At 38.8% G+C, this 18774-nt stretch carries 17 protein-coding genes and 1 pseudogene; 10 read left to right on the plus strand and 8 right to left on the minus strand.

The window, feature by feature from the left end:
* Both BHU72_RS07880 and BHU72_RS07885 read right to left on the minus strand, forming a co-directional pair.
* Positions 1–180 (minus strand): helix-turn-helix domain-containing protein (locus BHU72_RS07880; RefSeq protein WP_141709208.1); only part of this gene is annotated, 180 nt, incomplete at its 3' end.
* A gap of 155 nt (positions 181–335) precedes the next feature.
* Positions 336–1526 (minus strand): glycosyl hydrolase family 18 protein, encoded by a 1191-nt coding sequence (locus tag BHU72_RS07885; RefSeq protein WP_069702088.1) that lies wholly within the window; start codon positions 1524–1526, stop codon positions 336–338.
* Positions 1527–1952: 426 nt separating this feature from the next.
* Between BHU72_RS07885 and BHU72_RS07890 the strand changes: the two genes are divergently transcribed.
* On the plus strand, positions 1953–2441 hold the full coding sequence (locus BHU72_RS07890) for a rubrerythrin family protein (RefSeq protein WP_069702089.1): 489 nt from the start codon (positions 1953–1955) through the stop codon (positions 2439–2441).
* Positions 2442–2657: 216 nt separating this feature from the next.
* Here BHU72_RS07890 and BHU72_RS07895 read toward each other — a convergent pair whose 3' ends face one another.
* The 3 genes and pseudogenes from BHU72_RS07895 to BHU72_RS07900 form a co-directional block, all read right to left on the minus strand.
* Positions 2658–4292: a sensor domain-containing diguanylate cyclase gene (locus tag BHU72_RS07895; RefSeq protein ID WP_069702090.1), complete on the minus strand. Its 1635-nt coding sequence runs from the start codon at positions 4290–4292 to the stop codon at positions 2658–2660.
* A 122-nt stretch (positions 4293–4414) separates the two neighbouring features.
* Positions 4415–4714: pseudogene (locus tag BHU72_RS15455) on the minus strand (GGDEF domain-containing protein); the annotation flags it as partial.
* Positions 4715–4724: 10 nt separating this feature from the next.
* The gene (locus tag BHU72_RS07900; RefSeq protein WP_069702091.1) at positions 4725–5000 is read right to left on the minus strand and encodes a hypothetical protein; all 276 of its coding nucleotides are present in this window, start codon (positions 4998–5000) and stop codon (positions 4725–4727) included.
* Between the two features lie 416 nt (positions 5001–5416).
* Between BHU72_RS07900 and BHU72_RS07905 the strand changes: the two genes are divergently transcribed.
* The 4 genes from BHU72_RS07905 to BHU72_RS07920 all read left to right on the plus strand — a co-directional run bounded on the left by BHU72_RS07905 (position 5417) and on the right by BHU72_RS07920 (position 11597).
* Positions 5417–8332, plus strand: coding sequence for a CBS domain-containing protein (locus BHU72_RS07905; protein WP_069702092.1), 2916 nt, complete (start codon positions 5417–5419; stop codon positions 8330–8332).
* A 93-nt stretch (positions 8333–8425) separates the two neighbouring features.
* Positions 8426–9322, plus strand: coding sequence for a DMT family transporter (locus tag BHU72_RS07910; RefSeq protein WP_069702093.1), 897 nt, complete (start codon positions 8426–8428; stop codon positions 9320–9322).
* Between the two features lie 198 nt (positions 9323–9520).
* A complete protein-coding gene (locus BHU72_RS07915; RefSeq protein WP_069702094.1) occupies positions 9521–11095 on the plus strand; it encodes an FMN-binding glutamate synthase family protein in 1575 nt (524 codons plus the stop codon).
* A gap of 124 nt (positions 11096–11219) precedes the next feature.
* The gene (locus tag BHU72_RS07920; RefSeq protein WP_069702095.1) at positions 11220–11597 is read left to right on the plus strand and encodes a response regulator; all 378 of its coding nucleotides are present in this window, start codon (positions 11220–11222) and stop codon (positions 11595–11597) included.
* Here BHU72_RS07920 and BHU72_RS07925 read toward each other — a convergent pair.
* The 3 genes from BHU72_RS07925 to BHU72_RS07935 are packed head-to-tail and all read right to left on the minus strand — an operon-like array spanning position 11585 to position 14086.
* Positions 11585–12268 (minus strand): TetR/AcrR family transcriptional regulator, encoded by a 684-nt coding sequence (locus BHU72_RS07925; protein ID WP_069702096.1) that lies wholly within the window; start codon positions 12266–12268, stop codon positions 11585–11587. The genes BHU72_RS07920 and BHU72_RS07925 overlap by 13 nt on opposite strands.
* Before the next feature lie 22 nt (positions 12269–12290).
* Positions 12291–13361 (minus strand): ABC transporter permease, encoded by a 1071-nt coding sequence (locus BHU72_RS07930; protein WP_069702097.1) that lies wholly within the window; start codon positions 13359–13361, stop codon positions 12291–12293.
* Positions 13358–14086: an ABC transporter ATP-binding protein gene (locus tag BHU72_RS07935; protein WP_069702098.1), complete on the minus strand. Its 729-nt coding sequence runs from the start codon at positions 14084–14086 to the stop codon at positions 13358–13360. Before BHU72_RS07935 ends, BHU72_RS07930 begins: the two co-directional genes overlap by 4 nt.
* 404 nt (positions 14087–14490) lie before the next feature.
* Between BHU72_RS07935 and BHU72_RS07940 the strand changes: the two genes are divergently transcribed.
* From BHU72_RS07940 to BHU72_RS07960, 5 genes are all read left to right on the plus strand, one after another.
* Positions 14491–15201, plus strand: coding sequence for a response regulator transcription factor (locus tag BHU72_RS07940; RefSeq protein ID WP_069702344.1), 711 nt, complete (start codon positions 14491–14493; stop codon positions 15199–15201).
* Between the two features lies 1 nt (position 15202).
* Entirely contained in the window at positions 15203–16606 is a 1404-nt protein-coding gene (locus BHU72_RS07945; protein ID WP_069702099.1) for a sensor histidine kinase, read from the plus strand.
* Between the two features lie 118 nt (positions 16607–16724).
* Positions 16725–17177: a hypothetical protein gene (locus BHU72_RS07950; RefSeq protein ID WP_069702100.1), complete on the plus strand. Its 453-nt coding sequence runs from the start codon at positions 16725–16727 to the stop codon at positions 17175–17177.
* A gap of 13 nt (positions 17178–17190) precedes the next feature.
* Positions 17191–17715, plus strand: coding sequence for a hypothetical protein (locus tag BHU72_RS07955; protein WP_069702101.1), 525 nt, complete (start codon positions 17191–17193; stop codon positions 17713–17715).
* Between the two features lie 33 nt (positions 17716–17748).
* A complete protein-coding gene (locus BHU72_RS07960; RefSeq protein WP_069702102.1) occupies positions 17749–18747 on the plus strand; it encodes a copper amine oxidase N-terminal domain-containing protein in 999 nt (332 codons plus the stop codon).
* Positions 18748–18774 lie beyond the last annotated feature (27 nt).

An 18774-nucleotide genomic window follows, 5' to 3' on the forward strand; every position in this document is an offset into this window, starting at 1 on the left:
CTTAGATGTATTTAGAAGACCATCAGGGCCTAGTGATAGATATGTTTGCCGCCATTGGTTGATGGATGCAAAGGTAACATCTAGCATAGAAGCTAAACGTCTAAGGGAACCTTCTCCACGGAGATATTTTTCTACAGCAGCTATTTTTTCTGTTCCTGATATTTTTGATTTGTGAGACACAAAAATACTCCTCCTTGTAAATAAACAGTTTTATTATTTAAACTGTCTACCACAAGGGGAGCATATCACAACGGCAAAGTCCTTTAATTATGCTAGATAAATTATACGAGATACTAATAGAGACAAATTGATATATCTCATTAGTATAAAGATAACTACTGTACTCCAGCTTTAGCAGCCTGCCAGAAACTCTCGTCTTCAAGACCTAAACGCCACATAGCAACCCCGTCTAAATTGTATTTACCGACTAGGCCAGCCTTTACTTCGATACTTGCTGGATTATCATACCATACAATGCGTTTATGCCCTTCGCTAGACGTGTAAGTGAAGAAAGGAGTCTTAGCAGTTGAGTCCCACTGAGGGGTAATATTGTTTGTGGTAATAAACGCTGGAATATTACGCCATGCAATTGCTTTGTTTCCTGTATTGTTTGTTTGGTTCCAATCATAACCGTACGCAGGCAACCCTAGTAATATTTTAGAAGATGGAATTTGAGAGACAGCGTATTGTACAACACTCTCCATCCAAGGATAGCTAGCTACTGGTCCAGGGGTTCCCCAAGGTCCATGTTGATCATAAGTCATCAATTGGATTTTGGTAGCGACTTTTCCTAAAGCAGCATAGTCGAACGCGCCAATCCATGCACTGTTAGGTGCATCCGTAGTTTTAGCACTAACGGATACGACAACTTCAAACCCCTTCGGGTTCAGTTGATTGGCAAGCTCAGTAATAAATTGCGTGAACAGTGGGCGGTCAGCAGGATACATATTCTCAAAATCAATATTGACGCCCTTGAAACTATGAGTCGTTACTAAACTATCAATATTTGCGATTAGGCGATTACGAATCGTAGAGTCTTTCAGAATAATACTAGCTATTTCAGGATCAAACTGGCCATTGTTCTCATTAGAAATCGTTGCATGGGCTCTTATATTATTTTCTTTCATTAATTGAAGCCCTAAAGTATCGGCAGACCCTAGTACAGTTCCAGTAGCAGAGGCTTTAAAAGTCACCATCGATACTTCGTTGATATAGCTTTTAAAAGAGTTGACGGCATTGTAAGAGCCTTTATCTCCGTTAAAATATACTGTGTAATACCCAAGCATTGTTTTCGGTTCAGGTAATGGAGCTGGCGGTTCTACTGGAGCTGGCTCTGGTTTAGGAGTAGGTTCTGGTTCTGGTGTAGGCGTAGGTTCCGGCGCTGGTGCAGGTAATGGAGCTGGCTCGCTAACTTTGTGTTTTGGGTTATTCACTAACCCTTTTTTAGCATCAATCGTTTGTAATGGGGTGACGAATAATAAAGCAAAAATCAGAAGAACGGTAATCAATTTAAACTGTCGATTCATGGTGTGTTTTCCCGCCTTTTCTATGATAGTGTTTTAATCAACCAATTTGAAGTTGGATACTCTTATTTTCGACGAAAAAGGAGTAAAAGATAATAGATAGCTAGTATGAAAACCCCTAGTAAATGTTTCTAGTAAAATTGAGAAAAATGATAGGAGACAATCGATGTCAAGTGGGCAAATGAATCGTCTTAGTAGTAAAATGCTGGACAAATAGGAACAATTTAAATAAAAAAATGATGTTAGGGTAGTTCGTGTCTAGTTTAGGTATATCGTTGTACAATATAAGAGATAGTTGAGCATTTTGAACTAAACAGAGGGTTATCCATAGAAAACGGTGGAAACAGGCAGTAGCGAAGTTAAAAAGATTTGACGAATTAGATCAGAAAATTTAAAATGATTATAAACTAACAATAGGAGGTTTTTGATTTGAGTACTGATAAGAATTTAAAAGAAGCATTTGCAGGGGAGTCACAAGCAAACCGTAAATATTTAGCTTTTGCAAAGAAGGCGGAAGCGGAAGGATATATTGGAGTAGCCAAACTATTTAGAGCAACTGCAGAAGCAGAAACAATCCATGCTCATAACCACTTAAAAGCTTTAGGTGCTGTTGGTTCTACTGCTGAGAATCTTAAAGAAGGTATTGATGGTGAGACTTTTGAGTTTGATAGCATGTACCCACCAATGCTTGAAGAAGCAAAAGCAGAAGGACGTAAGGATGCAGAAAGAAGTTTTCTTTTTGCAATGGAATCAGAGAAAGTTCATGCGAAACTATATGAGGAAGCGCTTGCTAACTTAGATTCGAAAGAAGATGCAGAATACCATCTTTGTACAGTGTGCGGCTACATAGAAAAAGATAAAGCTGCTGATCAGTGTCCTATCTGTGGCGTGAAAAGCAACATGTTCGTAAAATACTAGAATCGCTATAGATTCTATACACGGATAGAACCTATACGAAACCTATATGAAACAAAGAAGCTGGAAGATATGTAAAATATCTTCCAGCTTCTTTGTAGCAACTAAGGCATTCTCTTCACCACTTGGCGATGCTGAGTTTTCTATATGCAGATAGAATTGACCTGATGCAGTACTGTATCAATCTGTATTAGAAAGCCACTCAGATATTTATGGAACTTACTTGTGATTAATGAAGACCACACGATTTTTGCCAGACCGCTTGACGATATACAATGCTTCATCGGCTAATCGGATGACGTCTTTCGTTTCTTCAGCATCCGCAGGCCAAACGGCGCCACCAATGCTACAACCAATTATTATCTCGTTACCATCAATAATAAAAGGATCATTTAGGCTTGCTATGACTCGTTCTGCAATGTCTTCACCAACAGATATTGCCTTTTCTGTAGGGGAAGAGAGTATCATTACAAATTCATCTCCTCCAAGTCTAGCCACTAGATCATCCTCTCGGGTATGCTGTTTTAATCGATTGGCTACTTCTTGTAAGAGAACATCACCTGTATGATGCCCTAATGTATCGTTGACGGCTTTAAATCCATCTAAATCGAGATAAAGAAATGTCAAACTAGATTGCTGCCTTTCCACTTGGGCTTTAGCCTTTTCTAAGTGGTAATCTAAAGAAATACGATTTGGCAAACCTGTCAACTGATCATGTTGGGCTAATATCTCCATCTTTCCAAGGGCCTTCTCTGTTTGTGTTAAGCTACGAATCAGATTACGTAGTGATTCAGATAAGATTTCGATATCAGTGATCCCTTTGTGCTGCGGAATTTCAACCTGCTTACCGGCACTTAAACTGTTAGCTGCTAGTGTGATTTGGCGTAAAGGCTCAACTACACGACGAGCAATATATAAGCCAAAGGTTGCAAACAATAAGGCTACAAATAGTCCAATGTAAAGAATGACTTTTTGTAGCTTTTCAACGGATGCGTATGCAACTTCGGCTGGTTGGCGAACCAATACTGTCCAACCAAGCCCAGGGTAGTCTTTATAGCCTTTGCCGAAGGAGAAACCAGTTAAATACTCTTTACCATCGGGCCATGTTTCTAACGACCATGTATTTTCCCCCGAGCGAGCTCGATTGATACTATCAAGCTTTAGTGGTTGCCCCATGATGTCGCGGGGTCCTAAAAGCAATGTATCGTCCATTGAACTTACAATATACATTTCAAGTTGCTTTCGGTTTTGAAGAGGAACAAGTATCGACTCTTCTACCTCTCTAGCCCATTCCCAGCTTAAATGGGCCGCTAGAACGCCTACTAGATCTCCGTTTTCATTATATACGGGGGTACTTACGTCAACAAATTTCATCGCTTCTCCAGAAGGGTTTGGAAGAAGCTTAGCTAGCAATACCGCTTCATGGACATCTCCGACAAAGTGCCCTTTTAATGCTTCAAGATAAACAGGCCTTTTAGAAATGTCGGCACCTTCCAGAATTGCGTCTGTAGATGCAAGCACAATCCCGTTAGGGTCTGTGAACCCAATCCAGGCGAAGGAAGGGAAAGTGCTCTTTAATTGGTCTAATAATGCTTGAATCGCTTTAAGGTTTCGCGCCTCTTGTAACGTCTCTAATTTGCTTAAAATTAGAATTTCACCTGACCTTGCCCACATGTAGTGGTCAAGCTTATCTCCCATAAGGTACGAAACTTCCGCAAGCGAGTTACCTATTTCGGAACGCACTTCTTGGCTTGCAAATTGTCCTGTGAAGAAACTCATAAAGATGGATAAAACAATAATTAAAAAAGCAAGGGTAAACGCAAATCTTGTTCGCAAGCTAAAAGAAAAATGCATAGAATCGCTCCTGAATAGTAAAAAAGTATCATGCAAAAGAATTATATACAATCATAATAGAGATTTAAATAAGGAATTTAAGTATTTAAGTGATAATAGTCTGTAAAAGGAATAATAAACAACTATACCTGCGGCGTAGTGGTATCGTCTGCATAGCACGTCTTATTACGTCCAGTTCTTTTCGCTTGATAAAGTGCTGCATCCGCTTGTTCAATCATTGAGCGTATATCCTGATAATCAGCAGTAGGTTTAAGGCAAATCCCTATACTAATCGTTATGCGAATGTCACCTTTATTCGTTGAGAAAATATGTGATTCTATTGTTTGGCGAATTCGATTACATATAATGTGGAATTGGTCTTTGTCTACTTGGCTGAGTACGATACCGAATTCCTCGCCCCCGTATCGTCCGACAATATCACCAGTACGAACGCTAAAAAAAGCCTGTTATAGCAGTTTCGTCGTTTAGGCTTTTTTGCAAATATTCACGATCTAACACATTAATTTCAATTACGGGCCCTTCGTTGGAATTAACAATAGAACCTTCTTTATCAACAATCACGAATTTGAAATAATTAATGTCATGGTACATTTGATCCGATAGAAGGCGTGTCGCTAACGAGGAAGAAATAAAATTAGGATTGAATTGACTAAGATATAAGGCCTGTGTCCTTACATTTGTAATTCTGCCGTTAAGCCAACGTTCCAATGAATCGGCGACCTCCTGGCGATAATGGTCAGTGATGCTTAACTGTTGTTCTTTTAAAGTGTTTTCTGTAACAAACAACAAAGTGGTACTAATGCTCAGAAAGGTAACAAAGATAATGGACACAAAAGAAACGAATAAGAACAAAAATATTTTTTTTATAAAATCGGGCCATGAATTTGCTCTCCCCAAAAGTGATTGAAATTTGAATAATTTTAACACAGAAGCCATGAAAAACATAGAAAATTGTAGAATTTTGTCGAAATTTGCAGGTTAATTCAAGTTCATAATAAATAATTAGAAAAAAGAGAAAAAAGTACTACGGAATGTGATGAACGATATAGTAATATGCCAAAATTTATGTTTTAATAGCAATATATGTTTAGGACTGAGCGAATAAGAGTTATCGGAGTGATCGTATGAGTTTACTAGATTCGTTAGCGTGTAGAGAGATTATTAGCATCGATGTAAATTTTACCGTGAAGCAAGCCATCGAATTAATGCGCACTCATGAAATTAGTAGTATATTTATAGAGGAATCTAATCATTTAGTTGGCATTATAACCGAACGTGATTTAGTGCGAGTTGTCGCGTCGAATATTGACTTGCAAGTAACTACGGTACTACAGACGATGTCGAAAAATGTAATCTCTTTACCAGCAACTACGATGCTCGATGAAGCGTTAGTATTCATGGAGAAAGTTAAAATACGTCATTTACTTGTGACAAACTCTGACGGGACACCGAAGGGGGTAATTACCCATACGGATATCGTACGCAAGCTAGAGGAAGATTTCTTCAAGGCTCCCCGACCGGTGAAAGAATACATGACTAGGGTATTTGACTTTACTCCGCCAGAAACGCCTTTACAAGACGCGGTTAAGAAAATGTATGAAAAGCGGCATAGTTGCGTACTTGTTGGTAGCCGCAACGAAATTGTAGGCATTGTAACAGAAAGAGATATTGTGAGACTCATCCAACAGGGTAATGAATTTACTGCGTTAAAAATACAGGATGTAATGACTTCGCCAGTCATATCGATTCCACCAGATTTATCGTTATATGAGGCATCACGACTGATGGACGAACAGAAAATAAGGCATCTTGTAATCTGTGATAGTAATCAATGTATGGGACTTATCACAAATAGCGATGTCGTGAAATCGATTCGTGATAACTATCGTACATATTTAGAGAAAGAAGCAATGCGAACAAGAAAGATTTTAGACCTAATTCATGAAGGTGTTATAGAAATTGATGCGGATTCGTTTGCCATTGAATGGACTAACCAAACAGGTGCGAATATGCTTGGTTTTTCTTCTATAAGCGATGCGTTAGGGAAGAAGTTCCTTATTTTATTTGAAGAGCGAGATTGCAAACAACTTGAGCAGGATTTTACTAATAAAAAGGCGCGTAGCAATGTTCAATGTTCGATGAATTCAGCAGATTTGACAACAATGCTATTATCCTATGATTTTATCCAAAATGATTATAAAGATACACAAAAGACATTCATTCGTATTCTTTTGCGAGATATCACTGCAATGGTTGAAAATCGCAAGAAAATGGAAGAGAAGCTACGTAGACAAAAGGAGCAATTCCAAGCTCTTTTCGATAACACGACAGATGCCATCGTTATGTTTAATACCGAAAAAAAAATTCTAATGGCAAATCAACAGTTTCTGAATATGTTCGATTACACTATGGACAAAATTATTGAACAAGATGTATGTCAAATAGTAGATGCGGATCAGAAAAAGCGTGACCATATTGCTGAAATTATCTTTCAAGGGAAGACAGCTAGTAGAGAGACGGTGCGATATACAAGCACAGGCCGTGAAGTATGGGTGCAGTTAAAAGGCGGTCCAGTGATTGTTGATAATGAAATTACTGGTGGATATGTCGTGTATACCGATATATCGGAACGTCAGGAAATGATTACCATGCTACAAAAAAATGAAGCGAAATATAGAACACTGATTCAATCGATGAATGAGGGAATGGCCCTCCATGAATTAGTATATGATGGCGATGAAGTTGTAGATTATCGCTTCCTAGAAGTGAACGCTGCCTATGAACAGCACTTAGGCACAACTGCAAAAAAAATTAAGGGTATGTTGTCTAGTATGATACACCAGTCCTCACCATTTCTAGATGTATATAAGGAGACGGCTATTACAGGGATTCCGAATAAATTTGAGGCATTCATCAACGCAGTCAATAAACACTTCCGAATTTCCGTCTTTTCGCCACAAAAAGGATATTTTGCGACGATTTTAGAAGATATTACGGAGAATAAGCGAAAGGAAGAGCGGATTCAATACTTAATTTACCATGATTTAGTGACGGGTCTAAATAATCGAGCATACTTTGAAAAACAATTAAAAGAATTAGATACAGAAAAGGAATTGCCAATTAGCTTGATTGTTGCTGATGTAAATGGGCTCAAACTAGTAAATGACGCATTCGGCCATGAGAAAGGTGACCTTCTGATTAAAACAGCAGCAGAGGTTATTCAAGAATCGTGTAGAGATACTGACATCGTGGCTCGAACGGGTGGCGATGAATTTACAATCATTCTTCCTAAAACTACTGAAGCAGATGCATTAGTAATTATTAATAATATTCGAACCAAGAGCTCAACATTTGAAGTTGAGGGGATTCAATTAAGTATTGCGTTAGGTTGTGCTACTAAGGAAATTGCCGCAACGAATATTTATGAAGTATTAAAGATTAGCGAAGCAGAGATGTATAACCGTAAGTTGACAGAGAGTAAAGATGCGAAAAGCAAATTGGTGGATTCCCTTCTTAGTGTCTTAAGTGAGCGGACATGTGAGCCTTCCGATCATAGCGAAAATGTGGCCCAGCTAAGTACTAGGTTAGGTGAAAAACTAGGTATTAACGAGGATGGAATAGAGAAATTAAGACTATTAGCCCTATTGCATGATATTGGCAATATTATGGTTCCGCCGGATGTGCTACACAAAGAGAACCCATTAACGGTAGACGAGTGGAAAATAATCCGCAAGCATTCAGAAACTGGTTACCGAATTGCTAATGCAGTTCCTGAATTTGCAGGTGTAGCAGAGTATATCTTATGTCACCATGAGAGAAATGATGGAAGTGGTTATCCAAGAGGTCTGGAAGGCGAGGAGATTCCTCTATTCTCAAGAATCTTATCGGTAGTCGATGCATACGACGCGATGACAACTGATAAACCATATCGAAAAGCATTGACACAACAAGAAGCAATAGAAGAGTTAAGGAATCATGCTGGAACGCAGTTTGATCCGCATATTGTAGAATCATTTATAAACGATATCCTTAGACACTAACGATTGTGGTAGAATTTATAGATAGTTAATTGACATACTCAAGGACTTCCCTTACGATAAGATGATGAAATCATCATTGAAGGGGAATGTACATTGGGTTTTTTCTTTGCTTTTATGGTTGGCTTAGGATTTGCATCGGGGAATATTCTCGTCCGAAAGGGAATGAAGCAGTCGGATGAGCAAGATAATGGGGTACTTACCACTGTAATTATAAACGTTATATTTTTGGGAATTGCATGGTTGATTTACCGTCTATTGTACGTCACAGTGGAACTTAATTGGATCGGGACACTATATTATGTGTTTGCAGGTATTTTTACAACGTTTTTAGGTAGACAGACATTGTTTATGAGTTATCGGAAAATTGGAGCGCCTAGGGGCTCAGCTATTAAAAATAGTGCTCCGCTGTTTACTGCCGTTTTTGCCTTAGTGATTTTGGGTGAAACAATGGGTTGGCTACCGTTTGCGGGCTTTGTATTTGTACTACTTGGACTAGGCATTCAAGGATTATTTATGATACGGCAAGGAAATAAGCTTAGTACTGATATGCACGTGGAACGCATTGGATACTATCTTGCATTAGCATCGGCTATGTCGTTCGGAGTTGGCCAAGGGATTCGCAAATCGGGATTACTTGAACTCCCCGACCCGTATTATGGTGCTTTTATCAGCGGACTTGTTGCTTTGCTTATGACAATCCTTTGGGAAGCACGAACCGGGAATATACGAGAGAAGTTAATTGGACAAGTGAAACGATATAATCCATTCTATCTGGCAGCAGGAGTGTGTACGAGTATCGCCATGCTTTCGTTTTTTATAGCGATAACCTACATCCAAGTATCGTATGTAGCTGCAGTAGCGGCACTGGAGCCCCTTTTGACAATCATCTTGAGTAAACTGTTCCTAAAGCAAGAGGAGATTCAACGCTATACGATTGTTGCTTCGATGACGGTCTTTGCTGGGGTGTTAATGTTAATCTTATTTACGTAACATTTAAGATACATGAATATAGATCCTAAGATACGTTGGATATAACTAAGTATTTCTGAAACCACGGGGAACATACCAAGTTCCTGTAGTGGTTTTTTTGTATGAAAAAGGAAGTGCAAGTCATACTAATAAAAACTCTGATAATAATAGCTTATGCTAGGCAAAACACAGAGTAACTTTTACATAAGAGGTGTTAGTATGACATTTAGTAGACCGAATCGATCTGAAGCTATTTTGACAAGAAACCGTACTCCGAACTCGATATCTCCATTTAGCGGACTTTGTGCCTCTTGTAACGATGAATGTCCAGGTTTATGTGAGGTAGGGAAATCCGCATATCGTGGCAAAGAAGTTCTTTACCCACAACCGTTCGGCAACATTACAGCAGGTTCTGAAAAGGACTATCCAGTCGATTATAGCCACTTCAACATCATGGGAACTGCTGTTGGGGCTCAGGGTGTGGAAGCTGACTCCGATGTTGCGATTTTCCCAAATGTTGATGTATCCACGGAAATCGGCGCAGAACACAAAATTCAATTAGATACGCCAATCGTCATTGCGGGTATGGGGTCAACAAATGTTGCTGCTAAGCATTGGGAAGGTATGGCTGCAGGAGCGGCGATTACAGGCTCTATTATAGTCATTGGTGAGAACATCTGTGGTATGGACCCGAATATGGAAATGAGTCACGGAAGAGTTAGCAAGTCGCCAAACCTCGAAAAAAGGGTAAAAGATTTTCAAAATTGGTACCAAGGCAAAGGCGCTATTGTCGTGCAAGCGAACGTTGAGGATACCCGTTTAGGTGTCCAGGAATATGCTCTCGAAAAGCTTGGTATTGACACTGTTGAAATTAAGTGGGGACAAGGCGCGAAAGATATTGGTGGGGAAGTAAAAGTCAATACGTTAGAGAAAGCCCAGCAATTAAAAAGCCGCGGATACATTGTATTGCCAGACCCAGAAAGCCCATCTGTTATCAAAGCATTTCAAGCGAATGCGTTTAAAGAATTTGAGCGTCATTCTAGGGTAGGAATGGTTGAGGAAGAAGGATTCCACAAGCGTGTGGCAGAATTACGACAAGCTGGTGCGAAACAAGTGTATCTAAAGACGGGAGCATACCGTCCAGCCGACTTAGCACGGGCTGTAAAGTTTGCTTCTGATGCGAAGATTGACTTACTTACGGTGGACGCAGCAGGCGGGGGAACGGGAATGAGCCCATGGAGAATGATGAATGAGTGGGGAGTTCCAATGGTAGAACTTCATTCCTTGTTATATCAATACCTAAAACGTCTACAAGACAAAGGTAGATTCGTTCCACATGTATCAATCGCGGGTGGGTTCAGCTTAGAAGACCATATGTTTAAAGGATTTGCCATTGGTGCACCATTTGTAAAAGCTATTGGCATGTCAAGAACTGCAGTACTCGCTTCCTTTGTCGGAGAAAATATAGCAAGTAATTTAAAGGACGGCAAACTTTTTAAACAATATAGTGCCTATGGCGATAAAATCGAAGAAATATGTATTCTTGCGAGTGAGTTGAAAGAGAAATTCGGCAGCGATTTTGATCGTCTACCACCAGGTGCGCTTGGTATTTACACGTACTTTGATAGATTAAAAATGGGGCTAAAACAGTTAATGTGCGTCGCACGTAAGTTTAATTTAGGTCTCATTGAACGTAATGATATTGCTTCACTCACGAAAGAGGCAGCTGAAATCAGCGGAATCCAATATATTATGGATTTAGATCAAGAGGAAGTTGATAGGATTCTTAGCTAATAATTTATCTAAAAAGAATACCGGATGTTTATTGCGATTTTTAGGCTACCATGCGATAATAGGCATATGATACTATGCAAACATGAAAATTAGTGAATTCGCCTATGCTTAAAGGAGAAACAACATGAAGAAGATATTAATCATCGATGACGAGCCAGCAATAATCATGATTGTCAAAGAAGTATTGGAGAGTAAAGGATACCTCCTAACGACTGCTCTAGATGGTAGCGAGGCTATGAAGATTCTTAACCAAGAGCAACACGACTTAGTGATTGTCGACTATCAACTGCCTTACGTCAATGGAGTAGAAGTGATTCAAATGATGAAAGCAAACACCATGCACTCCATCACGCCAATTATATTGTGTACTGGAAATGATGGGGACATGGGGAACGTACATAAAGTTGCAAACGTTACAATATTAAAGAAGCCTTTTGAGATAGAGGAATTAGCTATACAAGTAAAGAAGTTATTAGAAAAGGAACCCTCTCACGTAATATGAGAGTGTTCCTTTTCTATATGGTCGTTCGCTAAACCGTGCATCAGAAATTGTATGGTATCTTCCATTTCTATTGTATCATCCCACTGTTGGTCCGGTAATATGAGAAATCGCGTCATTAGAAAACCAATGATTGTAGTCATAGTCATTCGGATTACAGTATCTGGAGGGAATTTTACAATCTCGCCCTTATTTTGAAAATGCAATGTGATTTTTTGGAAGCTTTGATACACGTTATCAGTGAAGATTTTTTTGCATTCGGATTGCAGCTCTGGCTGGAATGCAATTTCTTGTAAAAATATTCGAACCATAGGGATATGATTCTTAACGAAATGATAACGATTCAGTAATAATGTACGTATAAATTGTTCATAGTTTTGATGGTCTTTCTCAAATACTTCTTTTATAAAACCCTTCGCTAGAAAAGGAGCAACAACCTTTGCAAGTGTCGGTGCAACTATTGATAATAGCAGATCCTTTTTTGTCTTATAATGACGGAAAATGGTCCCTTCTGCTACGCCAGCTTTTTTTGCAATTTCGTTAGTAGAGGTCGATGCATATCCTTTTTCTGAGAATATCTCTATGGCAGCAGCTACAATCTTTTTTTGCTTTTCGCTCATTGTGTTTTCGTCATTGAGCATTAGTATTTCATCTAGCCAATTTTTATCAGACATATTCGGCTCCTATACAGAATTTCTATAACGCACGGTGTTTTTTCAAGGCAAATACATTAAGGAACATAAACACGAGAGAGAATGCCACTAGAATCAGCACATTGGTGGAAATGCTCTCCCAACCATTGCCGCGGATCATGATATCACGTAACGCATCTGCTCCGTAAGTAAGGGGCATGATTGAACCAATCGATCGTAGCCAACTTGGCATAGAAGTTAAGTCAAAGAGTCCACAAAAGAAAACCTGAGGAACAATAATAATCGGAATAAATTGTATCATTTGTAGCTCGTTGTTCGCAAATGCAGATAATAAAGTGCCGAGGGTCAGTGCTGACATCGCAAGCAAGAATGTAATCAGAATTACGTACAAGAATGTACCTTCCATCATGATATTCAGCACGGAAATGGAATACCAGGAAATTAAGCTTGCTTGAAATGTAGTAAATATACCAAAGCCGATGACATAACCAAGGACGATTTCCCATCGACGTAATGGAGTTGCTAACAATCGTTCAAGAGTTCCAGTGGTGCGTTCTCGCAAGAAGGAGACACCAGCAATAATAAATACAAAGAAAAATATAAAAAAGCCAATTAAAATGGGTCCAATCGAATCAAAAAGAGACATATTTGCTGAGCCGTATAGATAGGTAACGTCAAGAGTATTATCTGTCTCTGGAAGTGGGCTAGCAAGTGTGCTTGGCGCTGCCCCAGGAATTGCTCCAGACATAGTTAGTTGTGAAATTTTTTGAACGATTTGAAGTACCATCATGTTTTTCGCAGGATCACTTCCTTCGAGAACAACTGTGGGCTTAGGATGGCTGAAGTCAATCAAAGCGTCGATTTGGCTTGATTCTAATAGGGTATTACCCTCATCCACCGTTACGATTGTGAATGGAATCTCTAGTGTGTCTAATGCTTCATGTATGATAGTTGGGGCGTTAGCAATTCCAACATTAGGAGTAGGCTCATTATAAGAGAATACCAAATACATCAAAGAAAGTATGAACATTGGTGCGACTAACAGCAGGGCTAAAGTTCTTTTGTCGCGGATAAATTGCTTCATAATGCGCTTTATAATCGCTTGAACTCTCATCGGGCAGCACCTCCATAGGCAAGAAAAGCAGCTTCTAAAGAGCTTGCTTGCGTCTCTTCTTTCATATCATTTGGGGAACCAATGGCTATTATTTTACCATCTCGCATCATCGCTAAGCGATGGCACTTATCCGCTTCATCCATCACATGTGTTGTTACAAGAATCGTGACACCTTGTGCGCTAAGTTTTTCAAGTTCCGCCCAGATTGACTGGCGCAAAATTGGGTCTATTCCAACGGTTGGTTCATCTAAAACTAATATCTCTGGTTCATGCAGTAATGAAATTGCAAGGGATAATCTACGCTTCATGCCTCCAGAATAATTTCTAACGACTTTATTCATTTCCTCTGACAGATTGACGATTTCCATGACCCGTTTGATACGTTCTGCTTTTTTTGAACCGCGTAAACCATAGATTCCAGCAAAAAAATCTAGGTTTTCTCGTGCCGTTAATTCAGTATACAAGGCATCGGATTGCGCCATAAATCCAATACGCTGCATGATCGTTAAGTCTGGCATCGGAGTATTAAGGACAGTGACACGACCAGAACTTGGCGTATCGATTCCAGCGATCATCCGTACTAACGTGGTCTTTCCTGCACCAGATGGACCTAGGAGACCAAAAATTTCTGATGTTTGGACATTTAAGTCAATTGAGTCTAGGACTTTCTTTTTACCAAAGCTTTTGTCTACCGATTGAATAGAAATGCATGTAGATTGATTCATGTGGTAACCTCCTATAAGAGAACTTTAAAAGACAATAAAAAGTGAGTAATCACTCATTTTGTATTATTCTCAGAATACCTTATCTATGATGATATAGCAAATAAAAAATTACAAATCACAAATCACAATCACAAACCACAAACCGCAGATGGCATGCCCAAATCACAAATCGCATATAGCATATAACAACGGGATAAGAACGAAAAAAGCGAACGATGGAAAACAAGAAAAAACTATAAAACGTGGTAAGTAATGGGATATATGGCATGCTAGCACATTTTAATTGAAAGATACTGTGAAATTGCCGATAATTTAAAGAAGACTTGTGTCTTAAAGAAGATATATGTGCTAAAGAAGATATGTGTTGAGATAGTAATCATAAAGCTTGAGGATCGGTGAAATGGATGTCTAATAAAATCTTAATCATAGACGATGATTTGAATATTCATGAGGTATTACGGCTGTATTTTGCAAGAGAGGATTATCAGCTAGTATTTGCAGAAAACGGTAGCCTGGGTTTGGATAGGTTTCGTCAGGAAAAACCAGATGTCGTTATTTTAGATATTATGCTGCCAATCATCAATGGTTGGGAAGTTTGCCAATTGATTCGAAAGGATAGTAACGTCCCAATCCTGATGCTCACTTCAAAAGATACATCGGAAGATAAGCTTATGGGGTTTGATTATGGAGCAGACGACTATGTGATAAAACCCTTTGACCCGAAAGAAATTGTTGCTAGAGTTAGAGCGTTATTGAAAAGAGTGGCTAACTTTTCGGAATCTCAGTCAATGGATACGTATAATCAAAACTATAATCCTAACGTACTTAAGGCAGGAAGTATTACGGTCAATTATGAGACCTACGAAGTGTTAGTAAATCAAAAGCCTGTGGAATTGACTCCAAAAGAGATCCAGCTCCTGTTTTTTCTATTAAAGCATCCCAAAATCGTATTTACTAGAAATCAGCTACTGAATAAGGTGTGGGGAGATGAGTATTACGGAGAGACGAGAACTGTGGATGTTCATGTCAAACGCCTTCGAGAGAAACTAGGGGATACCAACGGAGTTCAATTGAAAACCGTGTGGGGCGTAGGGTATAAAATCGAGGTGATGTAATGTGTTTAGTATCTATAAAAAACTGCTGGTAGCCTATATGTTGATTCTCGCATGTATTTTACTTTTACTATCCGTCCTGTTTTATCAGTATTTCAAAGCAGATTTATTTATGAAATCGCAGAACACTTTACTAGATGCCGGACAATATATCAATACGCTACTGATTCAATTCGATAGAAACACCTTGACCCAACACGACTTGCAGCAATCGATTAATACAGTAGGCGAAATGACGAATGCTCGTATAGTTATTGTAGAGGGTAAAGAATATTTAGAGAACGAAGAATTGTTAAAAGACGTATTTCAGATTCATGATGAATCGTTGTTAACTAGTTTAAAGGAAATATTTCAAGGGAAAACGATTACGCGGCAAATCCAGCTGGCAGAAGACCTTAACTCCCATGTATTAGGGGTAGGAATGCCAATCACCATAGAGAATGAAGTGCGAGGAGCCATTGTACTATTCACTCCAGTTAGCAAACTAGAAGGCACGCTTACAAAAGTCGTGAAGATGATATTTTGGGTATCTGTTGCTTCGTTTTTAATCGGTGTGATTCTAATTTTTATCATGTCTAAAAGTATATCGAAACCAATTGAACAGGTGAGTCAAAGCGCATTACAACTAGCATCTGGAAAAGAAGTCACAGATATACCGATGACTAGAAAAGACGAAATCGGTGTGCTTGTTCAATCGTTCAATGAAATGAAACAGCAACTACAGAAAACAGAAAAAATGCGTAAAGAGTTAATTGCTGGTGTTTCTCATGAATTAAGGGCACCGCTCGCCGCCATTCGTGGGTTTGTACTCGGGATTTTAGATGGAGTGATTCCGTCCAACCAACAAGAAAAGTACTTAACAGTTATTTTAAAAGAGACGGAACATTTAACAAGAATTACTGATGATTTACTAGATTTAGCAAAGCTAGAAGCAGGCAACTTACCTATCAACAAGACTGTTTTTAATGTTTCAAGTCTTGTCAATGAAGTAATCACGATACTCAGTAAGCACAGAGTAGATAAAGGAATTACAATTAAAACTGTGTATGAAGCTGAGATATTGCTATTGGCAGACAAAGCTCGCATCAAGCAAGTTATATTGAATCTCGTAGAAAATGCGATTCGATACACAAATCCTGGCGGTAACATCTCGATTAGCATTCGAGAACTTAGTAGCACGATTAGTATATCGATATCAGATTCGGGTATAGGCATTAATGTAGAGGAGCTTCCATATATATTTGATAAATTTTATCGTGTGGAGAAGTCAAGAAATCATGCCAGTGGAGGAATTGGTCTAGGTCTAGCAATCATTAAGAACATTGTAGATCTCCATCGTGGTAGAATTGTAGTAGAAAGCGAACGGAACATAGGGAGTACGTTTACTGTCACGTTACCAAAAGAATAGATGGAACGAGGCTGCTGTTTACAAATTGTTTACAAAATGGATATTTCCCTGAAACAAATTGCTTTTATACTGTAGAAAAGTAACTGGGGAGGGGGTATTCCGAAAGGAGGAACCGTAGGTGAAACTGAAACAGAAAATATATTGCACAGGCATTGCATTGATTAGCTTGGTAATACTAGCAGGTTGCGGCGGCAACTCTCCATTATCACCCCAAAAAGCTACCTCGGTTCAAGAACGACAGAACGTGATTGTGGAACCAACAGGAAAGAATCGAGATGCTGAAGAGTTTTTTGACAAAGTGCAAGATGCAAAAGAAGCAAACGAAGTGAAAGAAGTAAATGGAATACAAGATCAAGACACAATAAACGATGACAGCAATCGCAAGACACAGAGTAAGCAACAAAATAGTACTCCAAACGAATCAAAGACAACAGGATTAATCATAAAAAGTGAAAACAAAATTGCAATCAGTTCAAAAGAAGTACTAGATCAACTTAATCAAGAAATCGAGGATTTATTAAAATCATTCGATGAAATGGATGACATCAAGCTTGACGAAATCAGTTTTTAGGAGGAGTAGAATCATGAAAAAATTTCAAGGCAGCATATGGATTCTTGTTATGATTCTATTCCTTTCCTCTGGGCAAGGAATTGCTCTAGCGAGCAAAGGACAGAGTCAAGCGTATCCTTCGAATTCAAATCAGCAGCAGAAGCAAGATCAAGTATCTCGCCAAGTGCTTCAGGAAAAGCAAAAAATGGTTCAGAAACAACAAAAGGAAATTAGACTGCTTCAGAATCAAGTAAGACAAGAGCTACAAAAAGCTCAAAAAAAGATTAATGAAATGAGTAGAAAACCAGAAATCATCACAGAAGAAAATGTTCGCGCTATTAAAGAAGTATTAAGTTTAATGCAGGATAATCGAAAACTGCTTACAGAATCTTTGCAACAAGTTCAACAGCAAAATGAGTATCGCAAAGCATTGAAAAATCGGGATATTCAAGATTACATTATATTTCTTGAGAATGTAGAATCAATCCAAGCGAAAAGGGCTGAAAGTCTACATCATCTTCAGGGTGATATAGCAAGTTTAATGGTAATACTTAAGTAAAAATGGATATTCGTAAAATGAGGAGATGACATTATGGGAAAGTTTGTGAAAGTGATTGCACTAAGTACTGTGCTTACATTTGTTTCAGGTTCAATGGTAACGGCTAATCCAGTGCAGGATACTATTAAAGGGAATTCCACAAGAGTTGTGGAATCACAAACAAATGATGCGAAAGGAAACAGACCAGCGATTGCAAAGGAAAGAGAAGGAGAACTTCAAAAACAGTATCTTTCGGCCATGCAGAAACTAAGGGCATTCGCTGTTAGCATTAAGGACGCTAAGCTAAAAGCAGAAACCATTAAAGAGATTCAAAACATTCATATTACGAAAGATACAATAGAGAATAAGTTAGCTAGAATTCCTACGCTCGAAGCCAAAATCAGAGAAAGAATTGCTCGATTACCAGGTGTTCAGCCACTTGCGTCGTCTGAGGTGGAAGAATTAAGGGAGAAACTCGACAAAGCTGCTAAGATAAAAGAAGAATTAGGAGTAGAGAAAGCCTTAGAACTTCGCAAAAAACTAGCAGATCGGAAAGTAGCGTTAGCTGCGCAAAAAGAATTAAAACAAGAACAAAAACAAGCACTGAGAGCAAGAGACGTAAAAGACCGCTTATATATTAAAGGGGCCACAATGAAGTTTGATGTTCCGCCGGTCATTCGCGAAGGAAGAACATTAGTGCCAGTGAGAGCTATTACTGAAGGCCTTGGAGCAAAAGTTGACTGGAATCCAGCTACGAAGACGATTACTATTACTAAAGATGACAAAGTCATAGTTCTTGTCCTTGGTTCTGCAACCGTAACTGTCAATGGCGTACCTGCAACAATTGATGTACCTGCTCAAGTGACAAACAACAGAACTATAGTGCCAATCCGATTTATCAGTGAAATATTGAAGGTAAGTGTAGAATACGATAATGAAACAGGTGATATAGATATTGGGCTTGATACGCTTGATAATCTAGAGCTACTGGAAGAAACAGAGGCTGTTCAGGAATTGAATGACTTAATTGAAGAAGTAGAAGCTACAATTTAAATAAATTAAGCCTTAGGAGATATGTTC

Source organism: Desulfuribacillus stibiiarsenatis (genome assembly GCF_001742305.1).
Lineage (GTDB): Bacteria > Bacillota > Bacilli > Desulfuribacillales > Desulfuribacillaceae > Desulfuribacillus_A > Desulfuribacillus_A stibiiarsenatis.